This is a genomic window from Kushneria avicenniae, assembly GCF_900112585.1.
Lineage (GTDB): Bacteria > Pseudomonadota > Gammaproteobacteria > Pseudomonadales > Halomonadaceae > Kushneria > Kushneria avicenniae.
This window is the reverse complement of the sequence record NZ_FOLY01000002.1, coordinates 657,583-680,365: the sequence shown is the minus strand read 5'-3', so window position 1 is coordinate 680,365 and position 22,783 is coordinate 657,583. Positions and strand designations below refer to the sequence as shown.

Annotated in this window: 18 protein-coding genes; 2 read left to right on the top strand and 16 right to left on the bottom strand. The window is 60.9% G+C overall.

Annotation, left to right across the window (positions count from 1 at the left end):
- Positions 1–31: 31 nt before the first annotated feature.
- The 7 genes from BM079_RS06400 to BM079_RS06370 all read right to left on the bottom strand — a co-directional run bounded on the left by BM079_RS06400 (position 32) and on the right by BM079_RS06370 (position 10,836).
- Positions 32–1,114, bottom strand: a complete 1,083-nt coding sequence (locus BM079_RS06400) for an AI-2E family transporter (RefSeq protein ID WP_090131905.1) — start codon at positions 1,112–1,114, stop codon at positions 32–34.
- Between the two features lie 64 nt (positions 1,115–1,178).
- The gene (locus BM079_RS06395; protein ID WP_090131903.1) at positions 1,179–2,381 is read right to left on the bottom strand and encodes a Bcr/CflA family multidrug efflux MFS transporter; all 1,203 of its coding nucleotides are present in this window, start codon (positions 2,379–2,381) and stop codon (positions 1,179–1,181) included.
- A gap of 60 nt (positions 2,382–2,441) precedes the next feature.
- The gene (locus BM079_RS06390) at positions 2,442–2,933 is read right to left on the bottom strand and encodes an STAS domain-containing protein (RefSeq protein ID WP_090132056.1); all 492 of its coding nucleotides are present in this window, start codon (positions 2,931–2,933) and stop codon (positions 2,442–2,444) included.
- A complete protein-coding gene (locus BM079_RS06385) occupies positions 2,926–4,068 on the bottom strand; it encodes a PP2C family protein-serine/threonine phosphatase (protein ID WP_090131902.1) in 1,143 nt (380 codons plus the stop codon). Before BM079_RS06385 ends, BM079_RS06390 begins: the two co-directional genes overlap by 8 nt.
- Positions 4,069–4,100: 32 nt before the next feature.
- Positions 4,101–4,841, bottom strand: a complete 741-nt coding sequence (locus BM079_RS06380; protein ID WP_090131900.1) for an MlaA family lipoprotein — start codon at positions 4,839–4,841, stop codon at positions 4,101–4,103.
- A 177-nt stretch (positions 4,842–5,018) separates the two neighbouring features.
- The gene (gene hrpA, locus BM079_RS06375; protein WP_245742845.1) at positions 5,019–8,990 is read right to left on the bottom strand and encodes an ATP-dependent RNA helicase HrpA; all 3,972 of its coding nucleotides are present in this window, start codon (positions 8,988–8,990) and stop codon (positions 5,019–5,021) included.
- A gap of 160 nt (positions 8,991–9,150) precedes the next feature.
- Positions 9,151–10,836 (bottom strand): AMP-binding protein, encoded by a 1,686-nt coding sequence (locus BM079_RS06370; protein WP_090131896.1) that lies wholly within the window; start codon positions 10,834–10,836, stop codon positions 9,151–9,153.
- 180 nt (positions 10,837–11,016) lie between these two features.
- On the opposite strand from BM079_RS06370, the gene cysK reads away from it, so the two are divergent.
- Positions 11,017–11,985, top strand: coding sequence for a cysteine synthase A (cysK, locus tag BM079_RS06365; protein WP_090131894.1), 969 nt, complete (start codon positions 11,017–11,019; stop codon positions 11,983–11,985).
- Positions 11,986–12,075: 90 nt separating this feature from the next.
- On the opposite strand, the gene BM079_RS06360 is transcribed toward cysK, so the two are convergent.
- Genes BM079_RS06360 through BM079_RS06350 form a run of 3 tightly spaced genes read right to left on the bottom strand, consistent with a single transcriptional unit; the run spans position 12,076 to position 15,114 of the window.
- Positions 12,076–12,864 carry a class II glutamine amidotransferase gene (locus BM079_RS06360; protein WP_175489618.1) on the bottom strand — a complete coding sequence of 263 codons (789 nt, stop codon included), beginning with the start codon at positions 12,862–12,864 and terminating at the stop codon, positions 12,076–12,078.
- Positions 12,857–14,635, bottom strand: a complete 1,779-nt coding sequence (locus BM079_RS06355) for a VWA domain-containing protein (protein ID WP_090131890.1) — start codon at positions 14,633–14,635, stop codon at positions 12,857–12,859. Before BM079_RS06355 ends, BM079_RS06360 begins: the two co-directional genes overlap by 8 nt.
- A 5-nt stretch (positions 14,636–14,640) precedes the next feature.
- Complete coding sequence (locus BM079_RS06350; RefSeq protein WP_090131888.1) at positions 14,641–15,114, bottom strand: hypothetical protein; 474 nt, start codon at positions 15,112–15,114, stop codon at positions 14,641–14,643.
- 51 nt (positions 15,115–15,165) lie between these two features.
- Here BM079_RS06350 and BM079_RS06345 point away from each other — a divergent pair, with 51 nt between their 5' ends.
- Complete coding sequence (locus BM079_RS06345) at positions 15,166–17,262, top strand: S9 family peptidase (protein ID WP_090131887.1); 2,097 nt, start codon at positions 15,166–15,168, stop codon at positions 17,260–17,262.
- A 93-nt stretch (positions 17,263–17,355) separates the two neighbouring features.
- Here BM079_RS06345 and BM079_RS06340 read toward each other — a convergent pair whose 3' ends face one another.
- From BM079_RS06340 to dnaX, 6 genes are all read right to left on the bottom strand, one after another.
- A complete protein-coding gene (locus BM079_RS06340) occupies positions 17,356–17,805 on the bottom strand; it encodes a YcgN family cysteine cluster protein (protein ID WP_090131884.1) in 450 nt (149 codons plus the stop codon).
- 20 nt (positions 17,806–17,825) lie between these two features.
- Positions 17,826–18,134, bottom strand: coding sequence for a YcgL domain-containing protein (locus tag BM079_RS06335; RefSeq protein ID WP_090131881.1), 309 nt, complete (start codon positions 18,132–18,134; stop codon positions 17,826–17,828).
- Between the two features lie 27 nt (positions 18,135–18,161).
- Positions 18,162–19,316, bottom strand: a complete 1,155-nt coding sequence (rnd, locus tag BM079_RS06330; protein WP_090131878.1) for a ribonuclease D — start codon at positions 19,314–19,316, stop codon at positions 18,162–18,164.
- Positions 19,317–19,444: 128 nt separating this feature from the next.
- A complete protein-coding gene (recR, locus tag BM079_RS06325; RefSeq protein ID WP_090131875.1) occupies positions 19,445–20,056 on the bottom strand; it encodes a recombination mediator RecR in 612 nt (203 codons plus the stop codon).
- Positions 20,057–20,070: 14 nt separating this feature from the next.
- On the bottom strand, positions 20,071–20,397 hold the full coding sequence (locus tag BM079_RS06320; RefSeq protein ID WP_090131873.1) for a YbaB/EbfC family nucleoid-associated protein: 327 nt from the start codon (positions 20,395–20,397) through the stop codon (positions 20,071–20,073).
- 49 nt (positions 20,398–20,446) lie between these two features.
- Positions 20,447–22,606, bottom strand: coding sequence for a DNA polymerase III subunit gamma/tau (gene dnaX / locus BM079_RS06315; RefSeq protein WP_090131869.1), 2,160 nt, complete (start codon positions 22,604–22,606; stop codon positions 20,447–20,449).
- Positions 22,607–22,783: the final 177 nt, after the last annotated feature.

Below are 22,783 nucleotides of genomic sequence, written 5' to 3'. Positions count from 1 at the left end.
GAGCGTTTTTTTATGTCCGTATAGGAGGCCATCAGTCTCCTGAAAGGCCCTCACGGGCGCGGCGACGTCGCTCCCGATTGGGACCCAGCAGTATCGAAAGCCAACGGGTATCGGGATGACTGTCGAGCAGAATCTTGAGCGACATTGTCAGAGGTACCGATAGAAAAAGCCCGACCGGTCCGAAAAGCCATCCCCAGAACACCAGTGACATGAAGGCAGCCAGCGTCGACATTCCCAGTGTCTGCCCCATGACGCGCGGCTCGACAAGATTGCCCAGTACAAAGTTGATCATGATGTAGGCCCCGCTGAGGATGGCCGCCTTGACGATACCGCCTTCCGGCATGATCAGGGTCAACAGCACTGCTGGCACGGCGGCAATGATGGACCCGATGTTGGGAATAAAGTTGAGGAAAAAGCCCAGCACACCCCACAAAAGCGCGAATTCGACCTGAAGCACCAGACAGCAGGTCGCAATCAGTCCCCCGGTAATGGCACTGATGACGGTCTTGACCAGCAGATAACGCTGTAGGGTTCTGGAGAACTGGGTAAAGCGTGCCAGACTCCCGTGCGGCTGCTTGATGGCCTGAGCAAGCTTGTAGGGAAAATCCAGCGTTTCATAAAGAATGAAAATGACCAGAATCATGATGATGCCAAGCTGAGTAATAAAGTTGCCGATCCCGCCCAGAAGCGATGGCAGGGAATCCATCATCATGCCCGGGTCGAGCGCTTCCTGAAGTGCTTTCGCATCAAAGGGTAGTCCAAGCGCATCGAACCATTGCAGCAGCCCGGTATAGTGTTCTGCCAGCGCCTGTTCCATCTCGGGCAGCTGATCGACCAGATCCCCCAGACGCGCCATCACCATCCAGATCAGCAAGGCACTCACCAGCGCCACGACCAGCAGCACACAAAGAATCGACAGGTTGACGCTGACGCCACGCCCATGAAGCCACTTGACCGGACGGGAACATAAAATGGCGATAAACAGTGACAGGAGCACCGGAATGAAAAGCCCTGCCCCCAGCTTCAGCCCTGTCACGATAATGACCAGTGATGCAAAGGTCAGTATCAGATGATAGGGAAAATGGTGCTGATCCTGTTCGGGATCGTGTTCCATGTCAGCCTCCCGGGTACCAGGGTCCCGCATTGCAATAATCTGCATCGCTCATGCAATGCGCGTTTCATGATGTTGTCTTTCCGGCACGAACAAACGGCGTCAGCACCCGCAACAGCGTATTGGCGCAGAGACTGGCACCGACCATCCCCAGTACCATCGGCCATATACTGGCCATCTGAAGCCCACTGACCAGCGCGCCTGCCAATCCGCCTGCCGTAAACTGCAGGCTGCCCAGCACGGCATTGGCCGTGGCACTCATGCCGGGAAAATGATCCAGCATGGAGGAAACGGCATTGGGCGAGATGAGTCCGTTAACACCCACAAAGCACATGACCAGCAGCACCATCAACCATAGCGAATCCATACCCATCAGTACCGACAGCACAATCAACATGCCAGCGCCGAGCTGAATACCGAGCCCGAGCCTGAGCAGCTGCCGGGGTGAGTAATGTGCCAGCAACCGGATGTTCAACCGGTTGGAAAGCGCCATGACGATAATGTTGGCGCCAAAAATGAATGGATACACCTGACTGGAGACACCGTAATACTCCATATAGACATAGGGAGAACTGTTGATAAAGCAGAACATGCCGGCGAAGGACAGCGAAACGGCCGCAATATAGCCCATAGCCTCACGATGCTTGAGCACCAGCACATAGTTGCGCAGCATTTGTCCTGCCCCGCCGGGCGCTTTTTGATCCGGCACCCGTGTCTCGGGTAGATAACGGGTGATCAGATACAACAACGCAGCGCCATACAGCGCCAGAAAAAGGAAGATGGCCCACCAGTCAACCAGGGTGAGCAGCATGCTCCCGACCGTCGGCGCCACCAGTGGTGCCAGCATCAGGATCATGACCATCGTTGACAGCACCCGCGCCGCCTCTCGCCCCGAGAAACAGTCGCGCACGATGGCCGGTGAGTTGACCACACAGGCACCGCCGCCCAGCGCCTGCAGAAATCTCAGCACCATGAGGGCGCCGAAGGTCTCGATCTGCGTGATCAGGAGGCTGGACAGCGTGAAGGCCACGATACCGCCCAGCAGCACCGGCTTGCGTCCGAGGCGGTCCGAAAGCGGACCAAAGATCAGCTGTCCCAGCGCCATCCCCAGCAAAAAGATGCTGATCGACAGCTCGGTCAGATGGATATTGGCATCAATGTGTAATGCAAGAGCAGGAATGGCAGGCAGGTAGGCATCAATGGCAAAGGGCGCCAACGCCGTATTGGCGGCCACCAGTAACGCCAGGCGTCTGGCCCCGATAATAACCAAGGCATTCTCCGGGTCGAGTCATGAACAGCGCTCCCCATCGCCTGATGGGTGCCCTTATGATCAGATGTCTCGCTGGGACTCCAGCAGATCGATCAGCGGCTGGAACTCGATTCGATTGTGCTCGCTCATCGCCGCCAGGGTCTGATGGGCTTCGATGATCCGAGAGCGCAGCTCTTCCTCGCTGGTTTCCGTGGCGGGAAGATCACTAAAGGCAGCAGGCTCTGCCCAGGGGATATCGATGATGGTGACGTATTGCTGAAAGCCCATGACGTCGAGCATGCGTCTGACATCGGGATGATCCACCGCCACCAGCGGCTGCCCGGGAATGCGATGCCGCACCGCCAGCGCTATCTTGGCCAGAAACCCCAGCGCCGTGGAATCCATGTTGCTGACCTGGCGCAGATCGATGATAACGCGCTCGAGCCCCGGCAGTTCCGCCAGCGGCTGTACCTGCTGGTCCAGGGTGGCACACAGTGTCAGGCGCACATCGCCGGCCAGTCTGAGCACGAAGGTGCCCTTTTCAAAAGCCGCCTGAAGTCGTCCTTCATCCATCATTGAAACCGCTCAGGGTGAGAAAGGTAATGTCGTCCGGCAGGGCATCGGACAGGGCCAGCGATGATTTCAGATCGCTGATGCTCTCTGCATTGCCGATGTGCTCGCACAGCGCCGACAGCCGACTTTCAATATTGTCGCCCGGCAGACAGTCAAAGACGCCATCCGAACAGAGCCAGAGTCTGAACTGCGCTGGCAGCTCGCAGTGATAGGTCGGATATTCGACATCCGGGAAAAGGCCAACGGCGGGCCCCTCTCCCTCGAGCTGACGTACCCCCTCATTCGTCGCAAGAATCGGCATGGGCATCTGGGCGCCCAGCGAGTAATGCATGACGCGGGTATGGCAATCGATAACGCCCACCATGATGGCAGCATGCTTGCCAACGCCGGTATCCAGCAGCTCCCGATTGAGTCGTGCCAGCCATCTGGCCGGCAGGTTCTCCGGCAGACGCGCATTCCAGCGCGACAGCCAGCGCTGAAAGAGCGCCTTGAGCAGTACCGTCACAAAGGCAGACGAGGCCCCATGCCCGGCGACATCGGCAAAACAGAACAGGACGTGACGCTCGCCGTGGGCCTGATAGTCGAGAAAATCGCCTGAAAGGTACAGCGAAGGCGCCATCCAGTAGTCGCCCTCGATCCCGTTAAGCCTGGTACACGGCATCGGCTGCAGGCGCCGCTGAATCTGTCCGCCGGCCTGAAGGTCGGTGCGCAGCGTACTCAGATGCGTCTGAAGCTGCTCGTTGAGCTGTTCCAGACGGTCCCGGTCACGCAGCATCGAGGTCTGAACACGCCAGCGCTCTACTGCCCGGAGCATGAGGCGCGTCAATAGCGCCTCCTGCCCCACGGGCTCGACCATGTAATCCAGAATGCCGGCATCCACCGCCGCCAGCAGCTTCTGACTGTCGCGGTGATCGCACAGAACCACCGTCGGCAGACGCTGTGCCAGCGACGGCCAGCGCGAGACCGCCACGATATCGGCCTGCACGATCAGACCATCAAGGCCCTCCGGCAGCGACTCGATATCGTCGGCGACCAGCAGCCTGAATCGATCACACGCCAGCAGCGCCTGATGGAGCGCATCGCGACGTGCGCCAGGCTGATCGACAAGCGCTATCCTATCCGTGATTACGGGCATGAACGCTTTTCTGCCATGGTCATTTGAAAAATTCAGTCCGCAAAATCACTGTCATCGAACTCGATGTTGTCACTGGCGAAGGGATCTTCACCGGAGCGGCCGTCATTGATCAAAAATTCTCTGCGCTGCAGGTAGGCATCACGAATGAACGTATACCGATCGCCCTGAATCAGCTTCTCCTGATCCAGCAGTGAGGCGCGCGCCTGCACCAGGTCGATAAAGCGCACGCTCCAGCGCGTCACGTCATCATCAACATAGGTGACCGGATCGGTGTACCAGTCCACCGGCAGGCCGGCGGTATCGCGTACCGTGCTTGGCCCGAGGAAAGGCAGTACCAGATAGGGTCCTGACCCTACGCCCCAGACCGCCAGCGTCTGACCGAAGTCTTCATCCTGTTTGTCAATGCCCATCCGCGTGGCCGGATCGAGGAAACCACCCAGCCCCAGGGTCGTGTTGATCAGCAGACGCCCGATGGACGTGCCCGCATTGGTCAGCTTCCACTGCAACAGGCTGTTGAAGGAGTTGCTGATTTCCCCCAGGTTGGAGAAGAAGTTGCCAACGCCTTCCTGAACCGGTGTCGGCGTGATGTAGTCATAGCCTTGAGCGACCGGCTTGAGCGCGTAACGATCCAGCGTGTCGTTAAAGGAATATACCCCGCGGTTGAAGCCCTCCCAGGGGTCCTGGGGATTGCTGTCCTGTGTCTGCGTACCGGCACAGCCTGCCAGCGTGACACAGGCAAGGGTTGTCGCAGCAATATTCGTCCATGTTTTCATTCGTTCACCCTGTCCCTCTTTTGTCTGCAGCATGAAAGAACACTGCATCGTATTGTATTGCAGCGACCGATCCCTGCTGTTATCCACCGGCCTGATTGATAGCGCGCAAAGCATTATGACGCCGCATTGTCAGCCGATTTCAGGTCACTGTACAGCCTATCGATCATCAGTCCAGAGTCAGGAAGCGGTAATCTCCTGCCACTGACGCTCCAGGCGCTTGGCCGACACCGGTGCCAGCGTTCCCAGCTGCTGGGCGAAAAGCGATACCCGTAGTTCTTCAAGCCACCAGCCGAACGTTTCCAGCGCCTGATCCTGAACAGAGGGCGCCCCGGTTTTATGGCGTCGCTCATCAAGCCGACGCTGAAACTCGTTGACCTCTTCCATCGACAGCTGGTCGCGACGCACCTCTCGCGGCGCCTTTTCGAGTCGAATCTGTGCCGCTTCCAGATAGCGGGGATACTGCGCCAGCCACTCGCCGGCGGCGCTGACAAACCCCGGATACACCAGCCGCTGCATCTGGGCACGCACATCACTCCAGCTCAGGGCCAGATTGAAAGCCACGCGCCCCTTGAGCGCCTTGCTGACCTCCAGATGCCGCTTGAGAATACGCTCCAGCAGGGCCACCAGTGCCTCGGCCGTCTCATGCACCTGCGAACGCTCGCGCTCAAGACGCGTCTCGAAAGCTGCCTGGTCCCGAGGTAGCGGGTCAAAGGCGAACACCTTCAAGAACACGGCCTCGATGACATCATCTATCAAATCCCGCCGCGTACCGACATTGGCATAGAGCAGAACACAGCGCTCAAGACCGGGCAGATCCCGCGCCAGGAAGCGAACCTGATCCGGCAGACGGCGCATGGCCAGACGTTTGATGCCATGTCGATGCTGCTCGTGCGCCTTGTCGGGATGGTCAAAAAGCGTCACGCCCAGCGTGTCGCCCTCATCCACCAGCGCCGGCCAGGCCTCGACGCGAATGCCGGCCTGATCACGAACGTGGGACTGCGGCAGCTGCCCCTGCGGAAACTGCGTCAGCCCCTGCTGCGACAGCGCATCACCGGCCATGGCGCGAGTACCCGCTTCGGCCTCACGCTCAAAGCGCTCGATCAGGGCATTCAGATCGCGCCCTTCACCCAGCACGTGGCCGTCATGATCCACCACCCGGATATTCATGATCAGATGCACCGGCAGCTGCTCGGAGCGCCACTCTTCTGCCCCCAGCCGGATACCAGTCTTCTGACGCAGAAACTCGGCCAGCGCCGCAGTCAGCGGCACACTGCCCGGCGTCAGCGCCGATAGCGCCGCATCCGCCCAGTCGGGAATCGGCACCACCTGGCGGCGATACTGCTTGGGCAGTGATTTCATCAGCGCGATCACCTTGTCGCGCCGAAGCCCCGGCACCAGCCACTCAAGGCGCTCCCCGGGCAGAGTGGAGAGCATCGAGGCCGGCACCGTCACGGTAACGCCGTCGTCGGGCTCGTTGGGTGCAAAGTGATACGAGAGCGGATAGCGAATGCCGCCCCCCTGATAGCTCAACTCGAGCGTATCGGGATACTGCTCGACCGTCACTTCACTGGCTTCACGCGCCAGCAGGGTCTCACGGTCAAGAAACAGGATGCTGCTGTCGTGCTGTTCAGCGTGGCGGCGCCACCGCTCGAAACTCTTGCCGTTGTAGATATCGGCCGGAAGACGCGCCTCATAAAATTCAAACAGCGTCTGCTCGTCGACCATGATGTCGCGACGACGGGCTCGGTCCTCGAGATCCTCGACCTCCTCGATCAGCGCGCGGTTGTGCTCGAAAAACGCGCCCTTCGTCTGGAACTGCCCCTCCACCAGCGCATGGCGTATAAACAGTTCGCGGGACTCCTCGGGCGCAATGGGTCCATAGTGGACCTTGCGCCGGGCCACGACAGGCAGCCCGAACAGGGTGACTTGCTCGTACGCCACGACCTGGGCGCGCTTCATCTCCCAGTGCGGCTCGCTGTAGCTGCGTTTGGTCAGATGCGTCGCCAGCGGCTCGATCCATTCAGGACGGATGCCCGCCACCTGACGAGCAAACAGGCGCGTGGTCTCCACCATTTCGCCGGCCATGATCCATTTGGGCTTGCGTTTGGCAAGGCCGGAGCCCGGGTGGATCATGAACTTGCGGTTACGCGCCCCCAGGTACTCCCGGGGCTCCTTGTCGGAGGCAGCATGAAGGCCCAGATTGGACAAAAGCCCGGTCAAGAGCGCCTGATGCAGCCGGGGAAGATCGGGCTCGCCCTCGTTTTCGACCAATGAGAGTTCGCGGGTCAGCTGCTTGAGCTGACGATAGGTATCGTGCCATTCGCGCAGGCGCAGATAACTCAGGTAGTTATCGCGACACCAGCGCCGCAGCTGGTTGCCCGAAAGCTCGGCGCGACTGGCCTCAAACCCCTGCCACAGATTGATCCAGGCAGTGAAGTCGGAATCCTTGTCCAGCCACTGGCGATGTTTCTGATCGGCGGCGTCACGCTTGTCCGCAGGGCGCTCCCGCGGGTCCTGAATGGAGAGTGCGCTGACCACGATCAGCGTCTCGCGCAGGCTGCCGAACTCGCTGGCGGCCAGCACCATGCGTGCCAGTCGCGGGTCGATCGGCAGCCGTGCCAGCTGACGTCCGGTTCTGGTCAGGTGCTGACGCTCGTCCACGGCGCCCAGCTCAAAGAGCAGTCGAAAGCCATCCTTGATAAAACGGCTGTCAGGGGCGTCGACAAAGGGGAACCTGCCGATATCACCAAGCCCCAGCGACAGCATGGAGAGAATGACCGAGGCCAGATTGGTACGCTGAATCTCGGGCTCGGTATAGGCCGGACGCGACAGATAATCTTCTTCGCTGTAAAGGCGGATACATACGCCCTCGGCGATACGACCGCAGCGCCCGCGGCGCTGGTCGGCGCTGGCCTGACTGATCGGTTCGATCGGCAGGCGCTGCACCTTGGCGCGATAGCTGTAGCGGCTGATACGTACCAGCCCAGGGTCGATCACGTAGCGAATGCCGGGAACGGTCAGCGACGTTTCCGCCACGTTGGTCGACAGCACGATGCGTCGTCCGGTATGCGGTGCAAATACCCGATTCTGCTCGCTATTGGAAAGCCGCGCATATAGCGGCAGCACTTCGGTGTCGCGTAGTTCAAGCCGACGGAGCGTATCGGCGGTCTCACGGATTTCACGCTCACCGGGCAGAAAGATCAGGATATCGCGCGGACCGGTATACCAGCGTTTTTCACGCTCGATGCGCTCGACCTCCTCGACCGCGGCCACGATGCCTTCCTGCAGCGTCCGGTCATCTTCCTCCTCCTCGTCGCGCACCAGCGGACGATAGTGCGTCTCCACCGGATAGGTCCGTCCGGACACCTCGATGACCGGCGTCGGCGTAACGGTGCCATCATCGTGATGCTGGCCGAAGTGGCGCGAGAAGCGATCCACATCGATAGTCGCCGAGGTAATGATGACCTTGAGATCAGGGCGATCCGCCAGCAGCCGCTTGAGATAGCCCATCAAGAAATCGATATTGAGACTGCGCTCGTGCGCCTCATCGATAATGATCGCGTCATAGCGCAGAAGCTGCGGATCGTGCTGGGTTTCGGCCAGCAGAATACCGTCGGTCATCAGCTTGACCCGTGTGGTCGCCTCGGTCTGGTCGGTAAAGCGCACCTGATACCCGACGGCGCCTCCCAGTGCGGTATCTGTCTCCTGGGCCAGACGCTGCGCCACGCTGCGGGCCGCCAGCCGGCGCGGCTGGGTATGGCCGATGACACCGCGCACACCGAGTCCAAGCTCGAGACAGATCTTGGGCAGCTGGGTCGTCTTGCCGGAACCGGTCTCGCCCGCCACGACCACGACCTGATGATCACGAATGGCCTCTAAAATGTCGTTACGACGCTCGGCAACCGGCAGTTCCGACGGATAGTCGAGCGTGACGGGCTGCTCACGGCGCCCCTGCACAAGCGCCAACGAGCGTGTCAGCCGGGCATCGATATCCTTGAGTGCCTTGTCCACGGGCTGGCCACGTCGAATGCGGCCGGTCAGCCGGTCCAGTCGCTGCCGCTGCGCTGTGGCATCACTGATCAGCGCGTCATCGAGGCGGCGACGCAGGGATTCAAGCGCCTCCTGCGCCGACTCACCAGAGTAAGTCACGTTATCGCTCAAGCTACCCTCTGGATCCTTGAAACCGCCGGGGCGGTAGTGACAACGGCCATGGCATCCGCCATGGCCGTCAAAGAGAAAAGTGGTCCATCAACAGGCCTGTATTGTAGCGCCAATCAGGGGCCGGCAGCCAACGGGCCCGAGGCGCATGCTACCGTTTTGACTCGCCGTTATCGGCCAGCTCGTCGCGCAGGGCGCGACGCAGCACCTTGCCGACATTGCTGCGTGGCAGCTGGTCGCGAAACTCGAAACGCCTTGGCACCTTGTAACCGGTCAGCTCGCGCCGGCACCACTGTTTCAGGGCATTGGCATCAAGACTGGCGCCGTTTCGCGGCACAATAAATGCCACCACGCTTTCGCCGCAGTCCTCGTCCGGGACGCCAATGATCGCCGCCTCATGAACATCCTCGTGACGCAGAAGAACGTCCTCGACCTCATTGGGATATACATTGAAGCCCGAGCTGACGATCATGTCCTTCTTGCGATCCACGATGCGCACAAAGCCGTCACGTTGCAGCACGGCAATATCTCCCGACCGGACCCAGCCATCCTCGGAAAGGGTTCTGGCCGTCTCCTCGGGCAGATTCCAGTAGCCCTTCATGACCTGCGGCCCCTGCACGCACAGCTCTCCGGGAGTGTCATAACCCAGCGGCCGGTCGTTGTCATCGAGCACCTGCAACCGGGTACCGGCCACCGGCCGGCCGATCGCGCCAGGCTGAATCCGGTCGGGCGGATTGACGCACACCACCGGCGATGTCTCGGTCATGCCGTAGCCTTCCAGCACGGCAGAGCCGGTGATCTCCTGCCAGCGACTGGCCGTAGTGGTATTGAGCGCCATGCCACCGGAAACACTGAGCTTGAGATGGCTGAAATCCAGCTTTTTGAAGTCATCGCGCCGGCACAGGGCGGCAAACAGCGTATTGAGCCCGATGAAAGCGGAAAAAGGGTATTTCGCCAGCGTTTTGACGAAGCCGTCGATATCCTTGGGATTGGGAATAAGCACGCTGTGGTTGCCGGTTTCACAGCCGAACATGCAGTTCACGGTGAAGGTATAGATGTGATAGACCGGCAGCGGCGCAATGATGGTTTCATGACCACGGATCACGGCACTGCCCAGCACCTCCCCGGTCTGGCGCATATTGGCCACGAGATTGGCGTGAGAGAGCATGGCGCCCTTGGGCGTCCCTGTTGTGCCGCCGGTATATTGAAGAATGGCCAGATCATCATCGCGGCCCCGGCGGTCCTGAGTCACCGGCCCCTTGTGTTTCAGAATCTGACGCATCGAGACAGCGTCGGGCAGATGATAGCTCGGCACCTGGCGGGCAATATAGCGAGCGCCGAGATTGTACTTGAGACGCGACGGCCAGGGGTGAAGATCCGCCACCTCGGTCACGATCACATGCGCAATCGTCAGACGCTTGAGCACCGTCTCCAGCTTGTGGGCCATATGGGCAAAGACCACCACCCCGGTGACGCCGGCATCTTCAAACTGATGATGCATCTCGTCGGCGGTATACAGCGGGTTGGTATTGACGACCACCAGCCCGGCCTTAAGGGCACCGAAAACGGCCACCGGGTACTGCAGAAGATTGGGCAGCACGATCGCCAGACGATCGCCGGGCGCCATATCCGTCTGCGATTCGATCCAGTATGCAAAGCGATCGACCAGGTCCTTCATGCGAGCGTAGGTCAGAGTGCTTCCCATGCAGGTAAAGGCAGGACGCTCGGCATATTGCGTACAGGCCCTTTCAAACACATCGAGAATGGAGCGGTAATCGTCATCCTTTTCGAGTGCGGGCCCTTCAAGCATTGCCGGTGCTGTTGTCGTATCGCTCATGCCCTCTCCCGATCATCATGGCGCCTGCGGCCAAATACCGTTTCATGGAAAGACCCTAAAATAGCATGAAAGCCCGCCAACCGAACGAATGCTTCAGGACTCGACGGCGCCCTCGGCCCTCGACACAATAGAACCAACCCCTTGCTGCCCTTCAGGCAGTTCATTGACACGGAGCATGCAATGAGCAGGATTCTGGAAGACAACTCCCAGGCAATCGGGCAGACACCACTGGTTCGGGTCAGACACCTGACCGACCATCCTCGCGTGTACGCCAAGCTTGAGTCACGCAACCCGGCGCTGTCGGTCAAGTGCCGTATCGGTGCCAACATGATCTGGGACGCCGAAAAGCGGGGCGTGCTCAAACCCGGCATGGAGATCATCGAGCCCACTTCCGGCAATACCGGCATTGCACTTGCCTTTGTGGGCGCCGCCCGCGGTTATAAGGTCAAGCTGACCATGCCCGCGTCGATGAGCATCGAGCGTCGCAAGGTCCTCAAGGCACTGGGCGCCGAGCTGGTGCTGACCGAACCGGCCCGCGGCATGAAAGGCGCCGTCGAACGCGCCACCGAACTGCGCGATGCCGAGCCCGAGCGCTATTTCATGCCGGCCCAGTTTGAAAACCCCGCCAACCCCGAAATTCACGAAAAGACCACCGGACCAGAACTCTGGGACGCCACCGAAGGGGATCTGGATGTGCTGGTGGCCGGCGTCGGTACCGGCGGCACCATTACCGGCATTTCCCGCTATTTCGAGACCACGAAGGGCAAGGCCCTGCACAGTGTGGCCGTCGAGCCGCTTGAATCGCCCATTATCGGTCAGCGTTTGCGTGGTGAGGATCTGACACCCGCCGGCCACAGGATTCAGGGCATTGGCGCCAATTTCATTCCGGCCAACCTTGATCTGGACATTGTCGATCAGGTGGAAGCCGTCAGCAGCGAAGAGGCCATGGCCATGGCGCGTCGTCTGATGAGCGAGGAAGGCATGCTGGTCGGCATCTCCTGCGGCGCGGCCATGGTCGCCGCCCTGCGTCTGGCCGAAGACCCGGCCTACCGGGACAAGTCCATTGCCGTGATCCTGCCTGACAGCGGGGAGCGCTATCTCTCCACCGCTCTTTTTGAGGGCATGTTCACCGAAGAAGAACTGAGCTGACAGACGTGCAATGACTGCCAGAAACGCCGCAGACACTTCTGATGTTTGCGGCGTTTTAATATTTAAAAGGTTATCAATGCTTCGTGAGGATCAGGCCAGTACGGCTTCCGGTGAGCTCACATCACACCGCTCGCCATTGCAAAAGGCCATTGCTTCACCAGGATGCATGTCCTGCCAGTCCGACTCGCTGGTCAGCGGGGTCGTGGCCAGCAGGGTATAAACCGTATCGCTGTCGCAATGCGCCTCAAGGTCGATATGCTCACCGCTGTCCAGTGACGTCACGGTGCCAAAGGGCGCGCGTCTCGTCAGCCAGCACATCTTTTTGCTGCAGTAGGTATAAAGCGTCCGACCGTCGCTGAGCATCATGTTGAAAACACCCATCCGTGACAGTCGATCGCCGCACTGGCGCAGCAGCTCGCATACGCCGGAGACATCGTCACATTCTGCCTGCCACAGTTGATCCATCAGCCAGCAGAAGACGTGTTCACCGTCGGTAGTCCCCAGCGGTGTGAATCGGCCGGAGAGTTCAAGCACCTCGAACTCCTCAAGCTGCCCCTGCATGGTGTAGCACCAGCGGCGCCCTTTCATGGCCTGAGTGAACGGATAGGTATTGCGGATTTCAACGCTGCCTTCATTGGCCTGACGCAAATGCCCCAGCATGATCAGCGCCGGAATATTGTCCTGCCCAAGCAGATCTGCCAGCGGTGATTCAACGGACGCGCGCACATCATGGAAGTCGTGATAGCCATCGCGGCGATAAAAGCCGACCCCGAAACCGTCTCGATGAGGACCATTAACGCCACCTCGATGCTTGAAACCACGCCAGCTGAAGCCGGTCTCAACCGGCTTGTTGGCGTTCATGCCGAGGAGTTCACACACTCGGATCTCTCCTTTGTGGGGGACGCCGATGCCGCAGTCGACGCCGCCTGAAGGCAAGCAATACATAAAGCAGTAATAACGCTGCAGCCACCCACCATGCCCGCGGGTCCTTGAGCCACTGTATGGCCTGCGCTCTGGCAGCAGGCCAGTTATCCTGTGCCAGCCCCCAGAGACGCTGCAGCGACCACGGCTGATCCTGGTCGTCACTTTGTTGATCGATCATCCGTTCGCCGCTGATCGCATCACGATCAAGTCGCGCTCCGGAAAGACTGGTCGCCGCATCACTGTTAAGCGCCACCGGCGGTAGTGGGATCTCGAGGATGCGATTGTCCAGCGCCACTGTGGCCGTCAGGGCGACCGATACGGATTCTTCGGGAAGCGTGTCGGGCAGTGTCACCTGCCAGCGACCCTCTCCTGCAGGCGCGACATCCAGCGTTTCTCCCAGAAGGGTCGCCTCGATTCGGGTGTTGTCACGTGTCAGGCGTGGCCAGGCGGCGGTCATGGCAATATGAGACTGATCGCCGGCCAGCACGGCATCGATGACCGGCACAACATTGACGCTGTGTGTCAGAAGCCGCGAGAAGCCATCACCCCGGGCCCGAAGCGCCAGTTCGGCATTGCCGACCCGGTCGATCTGCTCAAGGCGACCACGGTAATGTCCGTCCGATTCCGGCTGCAAACGGGTGCTGGTAATGTCGCCGTCCGCATCTCTGAGGGTGGCATCAACGGTGGGCGCTGAGGAGGCACTCCCCTGCTCATTGCGACCCTCCAGCCAGACGTCCAGGGGCTGATCGATGTGGGCATACAGCGTGGCCGGTATCGTAGCGCTTCGCAACTGCAGGCTTGAGTCAATCAGGATACGGGAGCCTGCACCTACAGGGCCCTCGATCCGCCACTCTCCGACGGCCGGCTCGGGGACGGTAATCAGCTCGTAGCGGTCGTCGTGGCGCCAGCGACCTGCCACGCCCGGCGCATCGATGCTCAGCCGCTCGCCATCGGGACTGATCAGGGTCACCGGTCCATCATTTTGCTCATGAAAGATCAGCGCCGTAAATTCACGCACCTGATCATCGACCTGAAACCGTCCATTTTCCAGCGGCAGCTGTTGACGCGGCGCCACCTGATTCAGGACATCCAGAAAGGAGCGCAGAAGCGCCCGGGAGTCTTCTGCCACCGAGGCCAGTCCGCCGGTCTCCTGCGAGATGGTCCGCATTAGATCGGTATCGGCGTTGCGCGACAGCGCGATGGTGTGAATAACCACGTTGCGCTCGGCCAGATCAGGCGCCAGCGTCCTGATGATGCGCTCACGCGAGGCACGATCCCGGGCCGGCTTGTCGTTGATGGCCGGGACATCCACCATGCCATCGGTCAGCACGATCAGATGAGTTTTGCGATCACCCGCGACCCCCTGCGTGGCCATATCCAGCGCCGACTCAAGATCGGTAAACTGCTCGTAGCGGGTCATACGGGGCAGCACGTCGAGTGCCCGCTGGCGCCACTGATCGTTGACGGTGCCCATGCCCAGCGGATTGGCCACGTGCTGACCGAAGGTCCAGAGACCGGCACGGCTGCTGTCAGGCAACAGATCGACCAGCAGGCGGATGCCGCTGGCACGCAGGTTATCGGGGTCGTTATCCTTCATGCTGCCGGAAACATCGATGGCCAGTCGAACATCGCCCTGTTCGGGCGAGGCCTGTGACGATGCCTGAGCAGGCAGCGCCATCAGCATCAGCAGCAACCACGCACCTGTCACCAGCCATCGATACAGCATAGGGCCTATCTCCCGAGCGAAGGTTCCCGACGCGCCTTTGCACCGCCCTCCTGGCGTCGACGCACGGTGTCGCGGTTACCATTGTGGCCGCCACCACTGTTGCCGCCACCGTCGGCGCGTTCATCGTCGCCCGCGTCCTGCCGGCCACGTCGACCGATAAAGAAGGTGATCAGCATGCCCAGAAGAGCACCGATGGCCATCAATACGCCACCGAGAAATATCTGGCCACCGTTATGCTGCAAAAAGCCGACCGCCGTGACCACCAGCGACGGGGCCCAGCCCGAATAGCCCAGCTGGGATTCCGGACCGGGAACCGAAAAGAAGGCCGGCATCCACAAAAGACCGGCAACGGCGCCCGTGACCAGCCAGCGAGGCAACCGAGGCAGAAATGAGATGGCAAAATAGCCAAATACCAGTACCGCAACGGATAATACGAACCAGCATAGCCACAAAAGTGGAATCGAGTCTGAAATCAGCACGCCCTTGATACCTCCGGGTTAAATACAGCGATCAATGTTACACTGCACATCATGAAAGAACACCCATCCGCCGCGCCTGTCGCACGCTTCAGAAAAGTCGAGGACCCCCACTGGCACTGGCTTGAAAACCGGGATAACCAGCAGGTGGCCGAATTTCTTGAAGCCGTGAATCTCGAATGTGATCAGTGGTTTGACCCACTGAATTCACTCACTCAGACACTTTTTGACAGCCATCTTGCCCGACGCGAGCTGGCCGTTACGGGTCTGGCCACACCCTTTGATCATTTCGTGTACTGGAGCGAGACGGCCGCCGATGCCGATTATCCGGTATTCTGGCGCCATCCGATCGGTGAGGCATTTGATCACCTTGATATCGAGCGCCGCGGCCATGAGTGCCTGATCGATCTTCAGGAACTCTCCCGACACAGCAGCTTTCTCGAGCTGGGCGACTTGGCCCTGTCCGAGGACGAGCAGTGGATGGCCTGGACGCTGGACACCCAGGGCAACGAGTATTTCGATCTTTATCTGCGCCGTCTGCCCGATGGTGAAACGATCCGGCTCGAACGCGGCATCGGGCCTGACCTGTGCTGGGCAGAAGACAACGCCACAATCCTCTTTACGCGCTATGACACCACCCAGCGCCCGGCCACGGTCTGGCGTCGTCATCGTCACCATGATGATGCCATCTGCATTTTTGAAGAGAGCGACGTCGAATTCTGGGTCGGCCTCGACAAGACCCGCTCGCGGGAGTGGCTGGTCATTCACAGTGCATCAAAGGACACCAGCGAAACCCATCTGGTTCCCGCCGCGGCACCGGACACCGCACCAATATGCTTTCATCCGCGCGAAACCGGGGTGGAGTATGGCCTCGACCACCGTCCGGGCATGTTCTATGTGCTCCATAACCGCAACGCCGTGCACTTTTGTCTCGAGCGCGCCGCGGAGGAGGCACTGGATCAATGGCTGCCGATGATCGAGCATCGTGGTGACACCACGCTTGAAGATGTCGACGCCTTTTCCTGGGGGCTGGTGCTGACCGAGCGGGATCATGATACGGCCCAGGTGCATCTGCGCCTGATGCAGTTCAACGAGCAGCACGATGTGACCCATGATGAATGGCTGCCCATCGCAGAGACGCCCTGCAGCCTTGGACTGGCCGACACGCCCCACTTCGACACTCGTCATCTTCGGCTGCACGAAGAGTCCTTTACCACACCGCCCCACTGGGTCGAGTTCGATATCGACAGCGGAGAACGGCGCCTTTTGCGCCAGCAGCCCGTCTACGGTGATCTTCAGCCCGGCCACCTGGCCTGTCGTCGCGTCTGGGCGACCTCCTTTGATGGCGAGCGCGTGCCGGTATCCGTGGTCGCGCGCGCCGACCTGATCAACCGGGGCCCCCTGCCGACCCTGCTCTACGGCTATGGCGCCTATGGGCAGACGCTGGACCCCTGGTTTTCGATTTCACGTCTGGAGCTGCTGGCCCGCGGCGGCGCCTTTGCGGTGGCACACGTGCGTGGCGGCGGTGACCGGGGCGAACCCTGGTATCTGGGCGGCAAGCTGGAGCACAAGGAAAACAGCTTTCGCGATTTCCTGGCAGCCCGCAATGTACTGGTGGAACATGGCCTCGCCGATGAGCGCCACATTGCAGCCTATGGTGCCAGCGCCGGCGGACTGCTGGTCGCAGCCAGCGTCAATCTTGATCCGCACGCCTTCTGTGCTGCCGTTCTGGATGTGCCCTTCGTCGACGTGTTGCGCACCATGGAAAACCCCGATCTACCGCTGACCACGGCGGAATACACCGAGTGGGGCAATCCGGAGGAGCCTGAAGCGCGCCGGCGCATCAAGCGCTATTCACCGGTGAACAACCTGGTACCGGCCCCCTGGCCGGCCGTCTACCTTCAGGGCAGCTGGCACGATTCCCGAGTGCCCTACTGGGAGCCGGCCAAACTCTATGCGCGCCTGGTCGAGCTCGACAGCGCCCGCGGCCCCGTACTGCTGCGTACGGACATGAGTGCCGGTCACGGTGGCGCCTCGGGGCGCTTTCATGCTTGGCATGACGTGGCGCGACAGGATGCCTTCATCCTTTGGGCACTGGGACTGTCGGAAACCGAGCCGACCCCCGGTGCGCACCCGTACGCTGATGAATAGGCATTGATTTCCCGACCGGGAGAATCGCAAAGGGGCGCTTTTCGTTAATGAAAAGCGCCCCTTTTGCATGGCGGGTACAGCGTATTCTCGACGTCAGGTCCGGCAGGGCATCACGGCAATGATGTAGTCCTCGTAATCCTCTTCGGGCACGAGCGCTTCACTGACGGCCATGCCATGCATGCTGACGCCGGCGCGACGCGCACCGCTCGAGTCACCGCTGCGTAGCGGATGCCACTTCGGCAGTGACTTTTCCTGTGCCAGGCGTCGATAGCCACAGGTCTCTGGCAGCCAGTGAAAGGCGCGCACCCGCTCGGGGGTCAGTTGCAGACAGTCCGGCACCCTGTCAAAACGGTGCTCGTAATCGCTGCAGCGACAGGCCTGGATATCGAACAGTCGACAGGCCACCGAGAGCGTCACGATCTCCTGACTCTCCTCATCCTCGAGTCTGACCAGACAGCACTGCCCACAGCCATCGCAGACGGCCTCCCACTCTCGAGGGGTCAGTTCCTCGAGCGGAAATCTTTCCCAGAAACGCTCGCGCATATCACTCTCCGGAGCACTCATCAGGTGGCACTGTCATCTTCCCGAGCGCTGACATCAAAGGCAAGATCACGCGTTCTGGCATCACCACCGGGCGGCATCTGCAGGTAATATCCCTTCTCCTTCAGCGCCTCGATGACCCGGGCGGTCTCCACACGGGCCAGGGTTCGCTCAGGCGTCATGATCATCATCATGACGGCCTGCGACGTGCCAAAGTGGGTCAGAAGCTCCTGCGGCACGACCTCCAGCCCGCGCGTGCGATCCACATAGAGAAACATCTCCTCATGGCGCAGGCTCTTGTAGATCTGACACAGTAACGGTGTCGGGGTCATGGCGTTCTCCACAAATTCAGAGGCATCTCAAAGCCCTTCGGAACACGACGTTGAAGCGTGCCCAGGTGCTGACAGTGCCGAGACCAGAGCGTCATTGAGCGCCTCGCCGCGCCAACCCGGCATGTACGGCCAGTCCGTGCGATGTAGATCCGCACTGATCCAGCGCTCCAGCTCACGGCGCGTGATCAGCACCTCAACGGGCAGGGCCAGCGCTTTCGCGCGCTGATTGACGGCGGCCTTCAATGCCTTCATGCGCTTTTTGTAGGCGTCGCTGATCGGAGAAGGCAGTGGCGAAGGCAGCACGGCATCGTCCAGCTGCGCTGCCTCCTGAATCAGCCCCAGCAGCGTCTCGCCTTCCCGCTTGATCAGCGATGGCTTGACGCCATCCACCCGGGAAAGTTCGTAGCGATTGGTCGGCATTGCCGCGGCGATTTCCATCAACGTCGCGTCACTGGCCAGCCAGTTGCGGGGCAGATTGCGATCGCGTACGGCACGCTCACGCCAGACGCAAAGCCGCTGAAAAGCGGCCAGCTGACGCGGCTCGAGCCGCCAGGCATTGCGATGGCGCAGATACCAGCGTTCGTCATCGCGCCCCCCGCGCGCCGCCTCGACCAGCGCTTCGCAGTCCTCGAGCAGCCATTCAAGACGGCCCCGCTCGCGCAGACGTGCCTGCTGGCGCTGCCAGATCAGTGGGAGCCAGACCACGTCCAGCGCGGCATAGCGACACTGCTCTTCGGTCAACGGCCGCTGCAGCCAGTTGGAACGTGTCTCCCCCTTGGGCACATGCTGCTCGACCCACTGGCTCACCAGACGCTGATAGCTGATGGCGCTTTCCTCGCCCAGCAGAGCGTGAGCCAGCTGAGTGTCCACTACCGGCGAGGGAACATCTCCGGCCCAGCGCGTGAAGATTTCCATGTCTTCACTGCAGGCGTGAAGGATCTTCAGCGGGCCGTCATCTCCCATAAGTACGCGCAGCGCGGCAGTGGGTGCCACCAGCGTGGGGTCAATCAGATAGACCACATCGGCATCGCCCAGCTGAATCAGTGCCGGCACCGGGTAGAAGGTGGTTTCACGCATGAATTCCGTATCCACGCCGATGGCCTCGCGGGTCGCGAGATCGGCGCAGGCGCGCTCCAGCGCCTCCTCGGTATCGATAAAATGCCAGGTGACATCAGTGGGCATGGTGATTCCGTTTAAAGCAGCTCGCCGGCACTCGGGCCGACGGCAATAAAATAAAACAAGCCGCGTGGCGGCTTGTTGCATCCATCATGGGCATCGTCGTCACGCGGCGCCGATCAGGGCATGACGTCCTACTCCCGCTCGCCAAAGGGCTGACGCCCCATGAAAGCACGGGACAACGTACCGCCGTCCACATACTCGAGCTCACCGCCCATGGGCACGCCATAGGCCAGCCGCGAGCAGCGCACGCCCAGCGTTCGAAGCTGCTCGGCGATGTAATGCGCGGTCGCCTCGCCTTCCACGGTAGGGTTGGTGGCCAGAATCAGCTCTTCGATCTGACGCTGGTGCACCAGTGCCTCCAGCTGATCAAGCCCCAGATCATTCGGACCGATGCCATCGATCGGAGAAAGATGACCATGCAGTACGAAATAGCGTCCGCGAAAACCACCGGCCTCCTCGATGGCCAGAAGATCCGCTGGCGATTCCACCACGCACAGGGCGCGATCATCGCGGCGCGCGTCCTCGCAGATACTGCAGTATTGGCTCTCCGTCAGGTTGCGACAGCTGTCGCAGTAGCCCACGTGCTCAAGCGCATCGCCCAGCACTTCCGCCAGCCGGCGCCCGCCTTCGCGATCACGCTCAAGCAGGTGAAAGGCCATGCGCTGGGCGGTACGAGGACCGACGCCCGGCAGTACCCGCAGCGTTTCCAGCAACCGATCGATCAGCGGTGAAAATGTCGCCATGAAATACGCGTGTCCTAGAACGGCATCTTGAAGCCGGGCGGCAGGTTCATGCCCTGCGTAACCTCTTCCATTCTGGTGCGCGAGTTGACTTCCACCTTGCGCACGGCGTCGTTGACGGCGGCTGCCAGCAGGTCTTCGAGAAACTCCTTCTCTTCCTGCATTACGGCCGGATCAAGCTCGATCGAGGTCACATCGTGTCGACCGTTCATGGTGACCTTGACCATGCCGGCACCGGACTCGCCATGCACTTCGGTGTCGGCAATCTCTTCCTGGACCTTTTGCATCTTGTCCTGCATTTCCTGGGCCTGCTTCATCAGGTTGCCCATGCCACCCTTCATCATGATTGCCTTCCTCGAGAGTCGTCTCTCAAACCGTGATCAATGACCGTGTTCATCTGCCAGCGTCGACATCATCCTGCTCGAACGAGGTGACACTGCGCTCCACCAGACGAGCACCGAAAACTTCCTGCAGGGACTGAATATGCGGGTCATCACGCAGGGCTTCAATGGCACGCTGCAATCGCGCCTTTTCCAGACGGGCACGGCGGCGCGCCGGAGTCTCGATATGTTCGGCAATCTCTCCCACCTCAATGGTGACCCGGCGGGACAGCCCGCGTGCCACCAACGCCTTTTCAAGACGCTCGCGGTGCACTTCCGCGTTCATGGCGCTCTGGGAGTGGTGCAGCCACATGTCGAGCCTGTCACCATCATCATGGTGCACAACGCAGTTCGCCACCAGGTTGGCCGTCATGCCGGAAAGCCCCAGCCCGGGAAACAGCTCAAGCCAGCGAGCGTTGTCGATCGGCGTATGATCTGCCTCAACAGGCAGGGCAGGCGTTCGATCAAGTGTCGATGCCTCTTCTGCCGGCGCTTCCGGGGCTTCTGGCGCCGATGGGTCAACCTCTTCGGAAAGGCCTTCCACCATGGCTTCCAGCGCCCGGGCCTGACCGCCGGCATTCTCTCCTACCGCTTCGTTCATGTACTCGTCGAGCGCGTCGTCCTGCTCATCCTCGTCGCCTTCCTCGAGGGCAGGAGTTGCAGCGCCGGCAGGTCCCGACTCAAACAGGGCCTGATGCGTATCCGCCACTGTCGGTACGTCCGGCGTGACTGACGGCTGAACGTCATCGGCAGGCGTGGTCTCGCCCACTTCCTCATGAAGCGCTTCACCGTAGGCCGCGCTTTCTGCCGCATCCACCAGCGACACGGTGGCATCATCGTCGTTCCAGGGCGGTGCCGGTTCGGGCGCTGCCGGCTCGACAGGCGCCGGCGGCTCGGCCGATGCCGTGACCGCCTCATTGTCAAAGGACTCGCCCTGCGGCAAGGCCTGATCGCGCGGCGCGTCTACGACGGGCGCGCTCTGGCCCGGTGCCTCCGGTGCAGGCGATGCCTCACTGGCAGATGACAGCGGCGTTGTCGAGCTGTCACTACCACGAATCGGCAGTGGCTTGCCCTCAAGCGCCGGCGCGCCCTGAGGGCGAAAAGCCAGCATGCGCAGCAGCGTCATTTCCAGCGCCGTTCGCTGTTCCGGGGCGTTGTCCATGTCGCCACGCCCGTTGAGGGCGATCTGATAGTAAAGCTGTACGTCTTCAGCGGTGAAATGCGCGGCAAGGGCCACCAGCGCATCGCGATCGCCCTGAGCGTTGTCCAGTGCTGCCGGCACCATCTGCGCGATGGCCAGCCGATGAAAGACACCGCACAGGGCGTCGAGCACGCCGGCAAAATCCGGCCCCTGCTCGGCCAGATGCGCGACTCTTGCCAGCACATCGGCAGCATCCCCGCCGGCCAGCGATTCGGCCAGCGCCAGAATCTGGCGGTGATCGAGCGTGCCGAGCATCGCGATGACATCGTTTTCACGCACCTCGCCATGCCCAAAGGCGATGGCCTGATCGGTCAACGACATGGCATCACGCATCGAACCATCAGCGGCGCGTCCCAACAACCATAGCGCCGCCGTATCGAAGGCGGTCTGCTCCTGGGTCAGCACATGATCAAGGTGCTCGACGATGCGCTCGGGCGTCATGCGCTTGAGCGCAAACTGCAGGCAGCGCGACAGCACTGTGATGGGCAGTTTCTGCGGATCGGTGGTCGCCAGCAGGAACCTGACGTGCGGCGGCGGCTCTTCCAGCGTTTTCAACAGCGCATTGAAACTGTGCGCCGACAGCATGTGCACCTCGTCAATGAGATACACTTTGTAGCGTCCCTGGGTGGGGGCGTACTGGACATTGTCGAGCAGCTCGCGGGTATCCTCGACCCGGGTCCGCGAGGCAGCGTCTACCTCGATCAGGTCGACAAAGCGCCCCTGATCGATGTCCTGGCAGGTCCGACACTGCCCGCACGGGCGGGAGGTAACGCCGGTTTCACAGTTCAGGCACTTGGCCAGAATACGGGCCAGCGTGGTCTTGCCCACCCCACGCGTCCCGGTAAACAGATAGGCATGGTGCAGCCGCCCCTGATCAAGCGCGTTGACCAGCGCACGGCTGACATGCTCCTGCCCTACCAGCTCATGAAATGTGCGCGGCCGCCATTTGCGGGCCAGTACCTGATAGCTCATGCAGCGCTATAGCCTGTAATAAAGCGGTGGTGTGTCGACGTGCCAGCAATGGACGTCGATCCGGTATGGATAGGACAACCCATTCTATCGGCTGGACGGACATGCGCCAATCGATCCCGACAAGTGGCCAGTGTTTCGACATGATGCGGGCAATATTTCGACATGGGCGAGCGATGG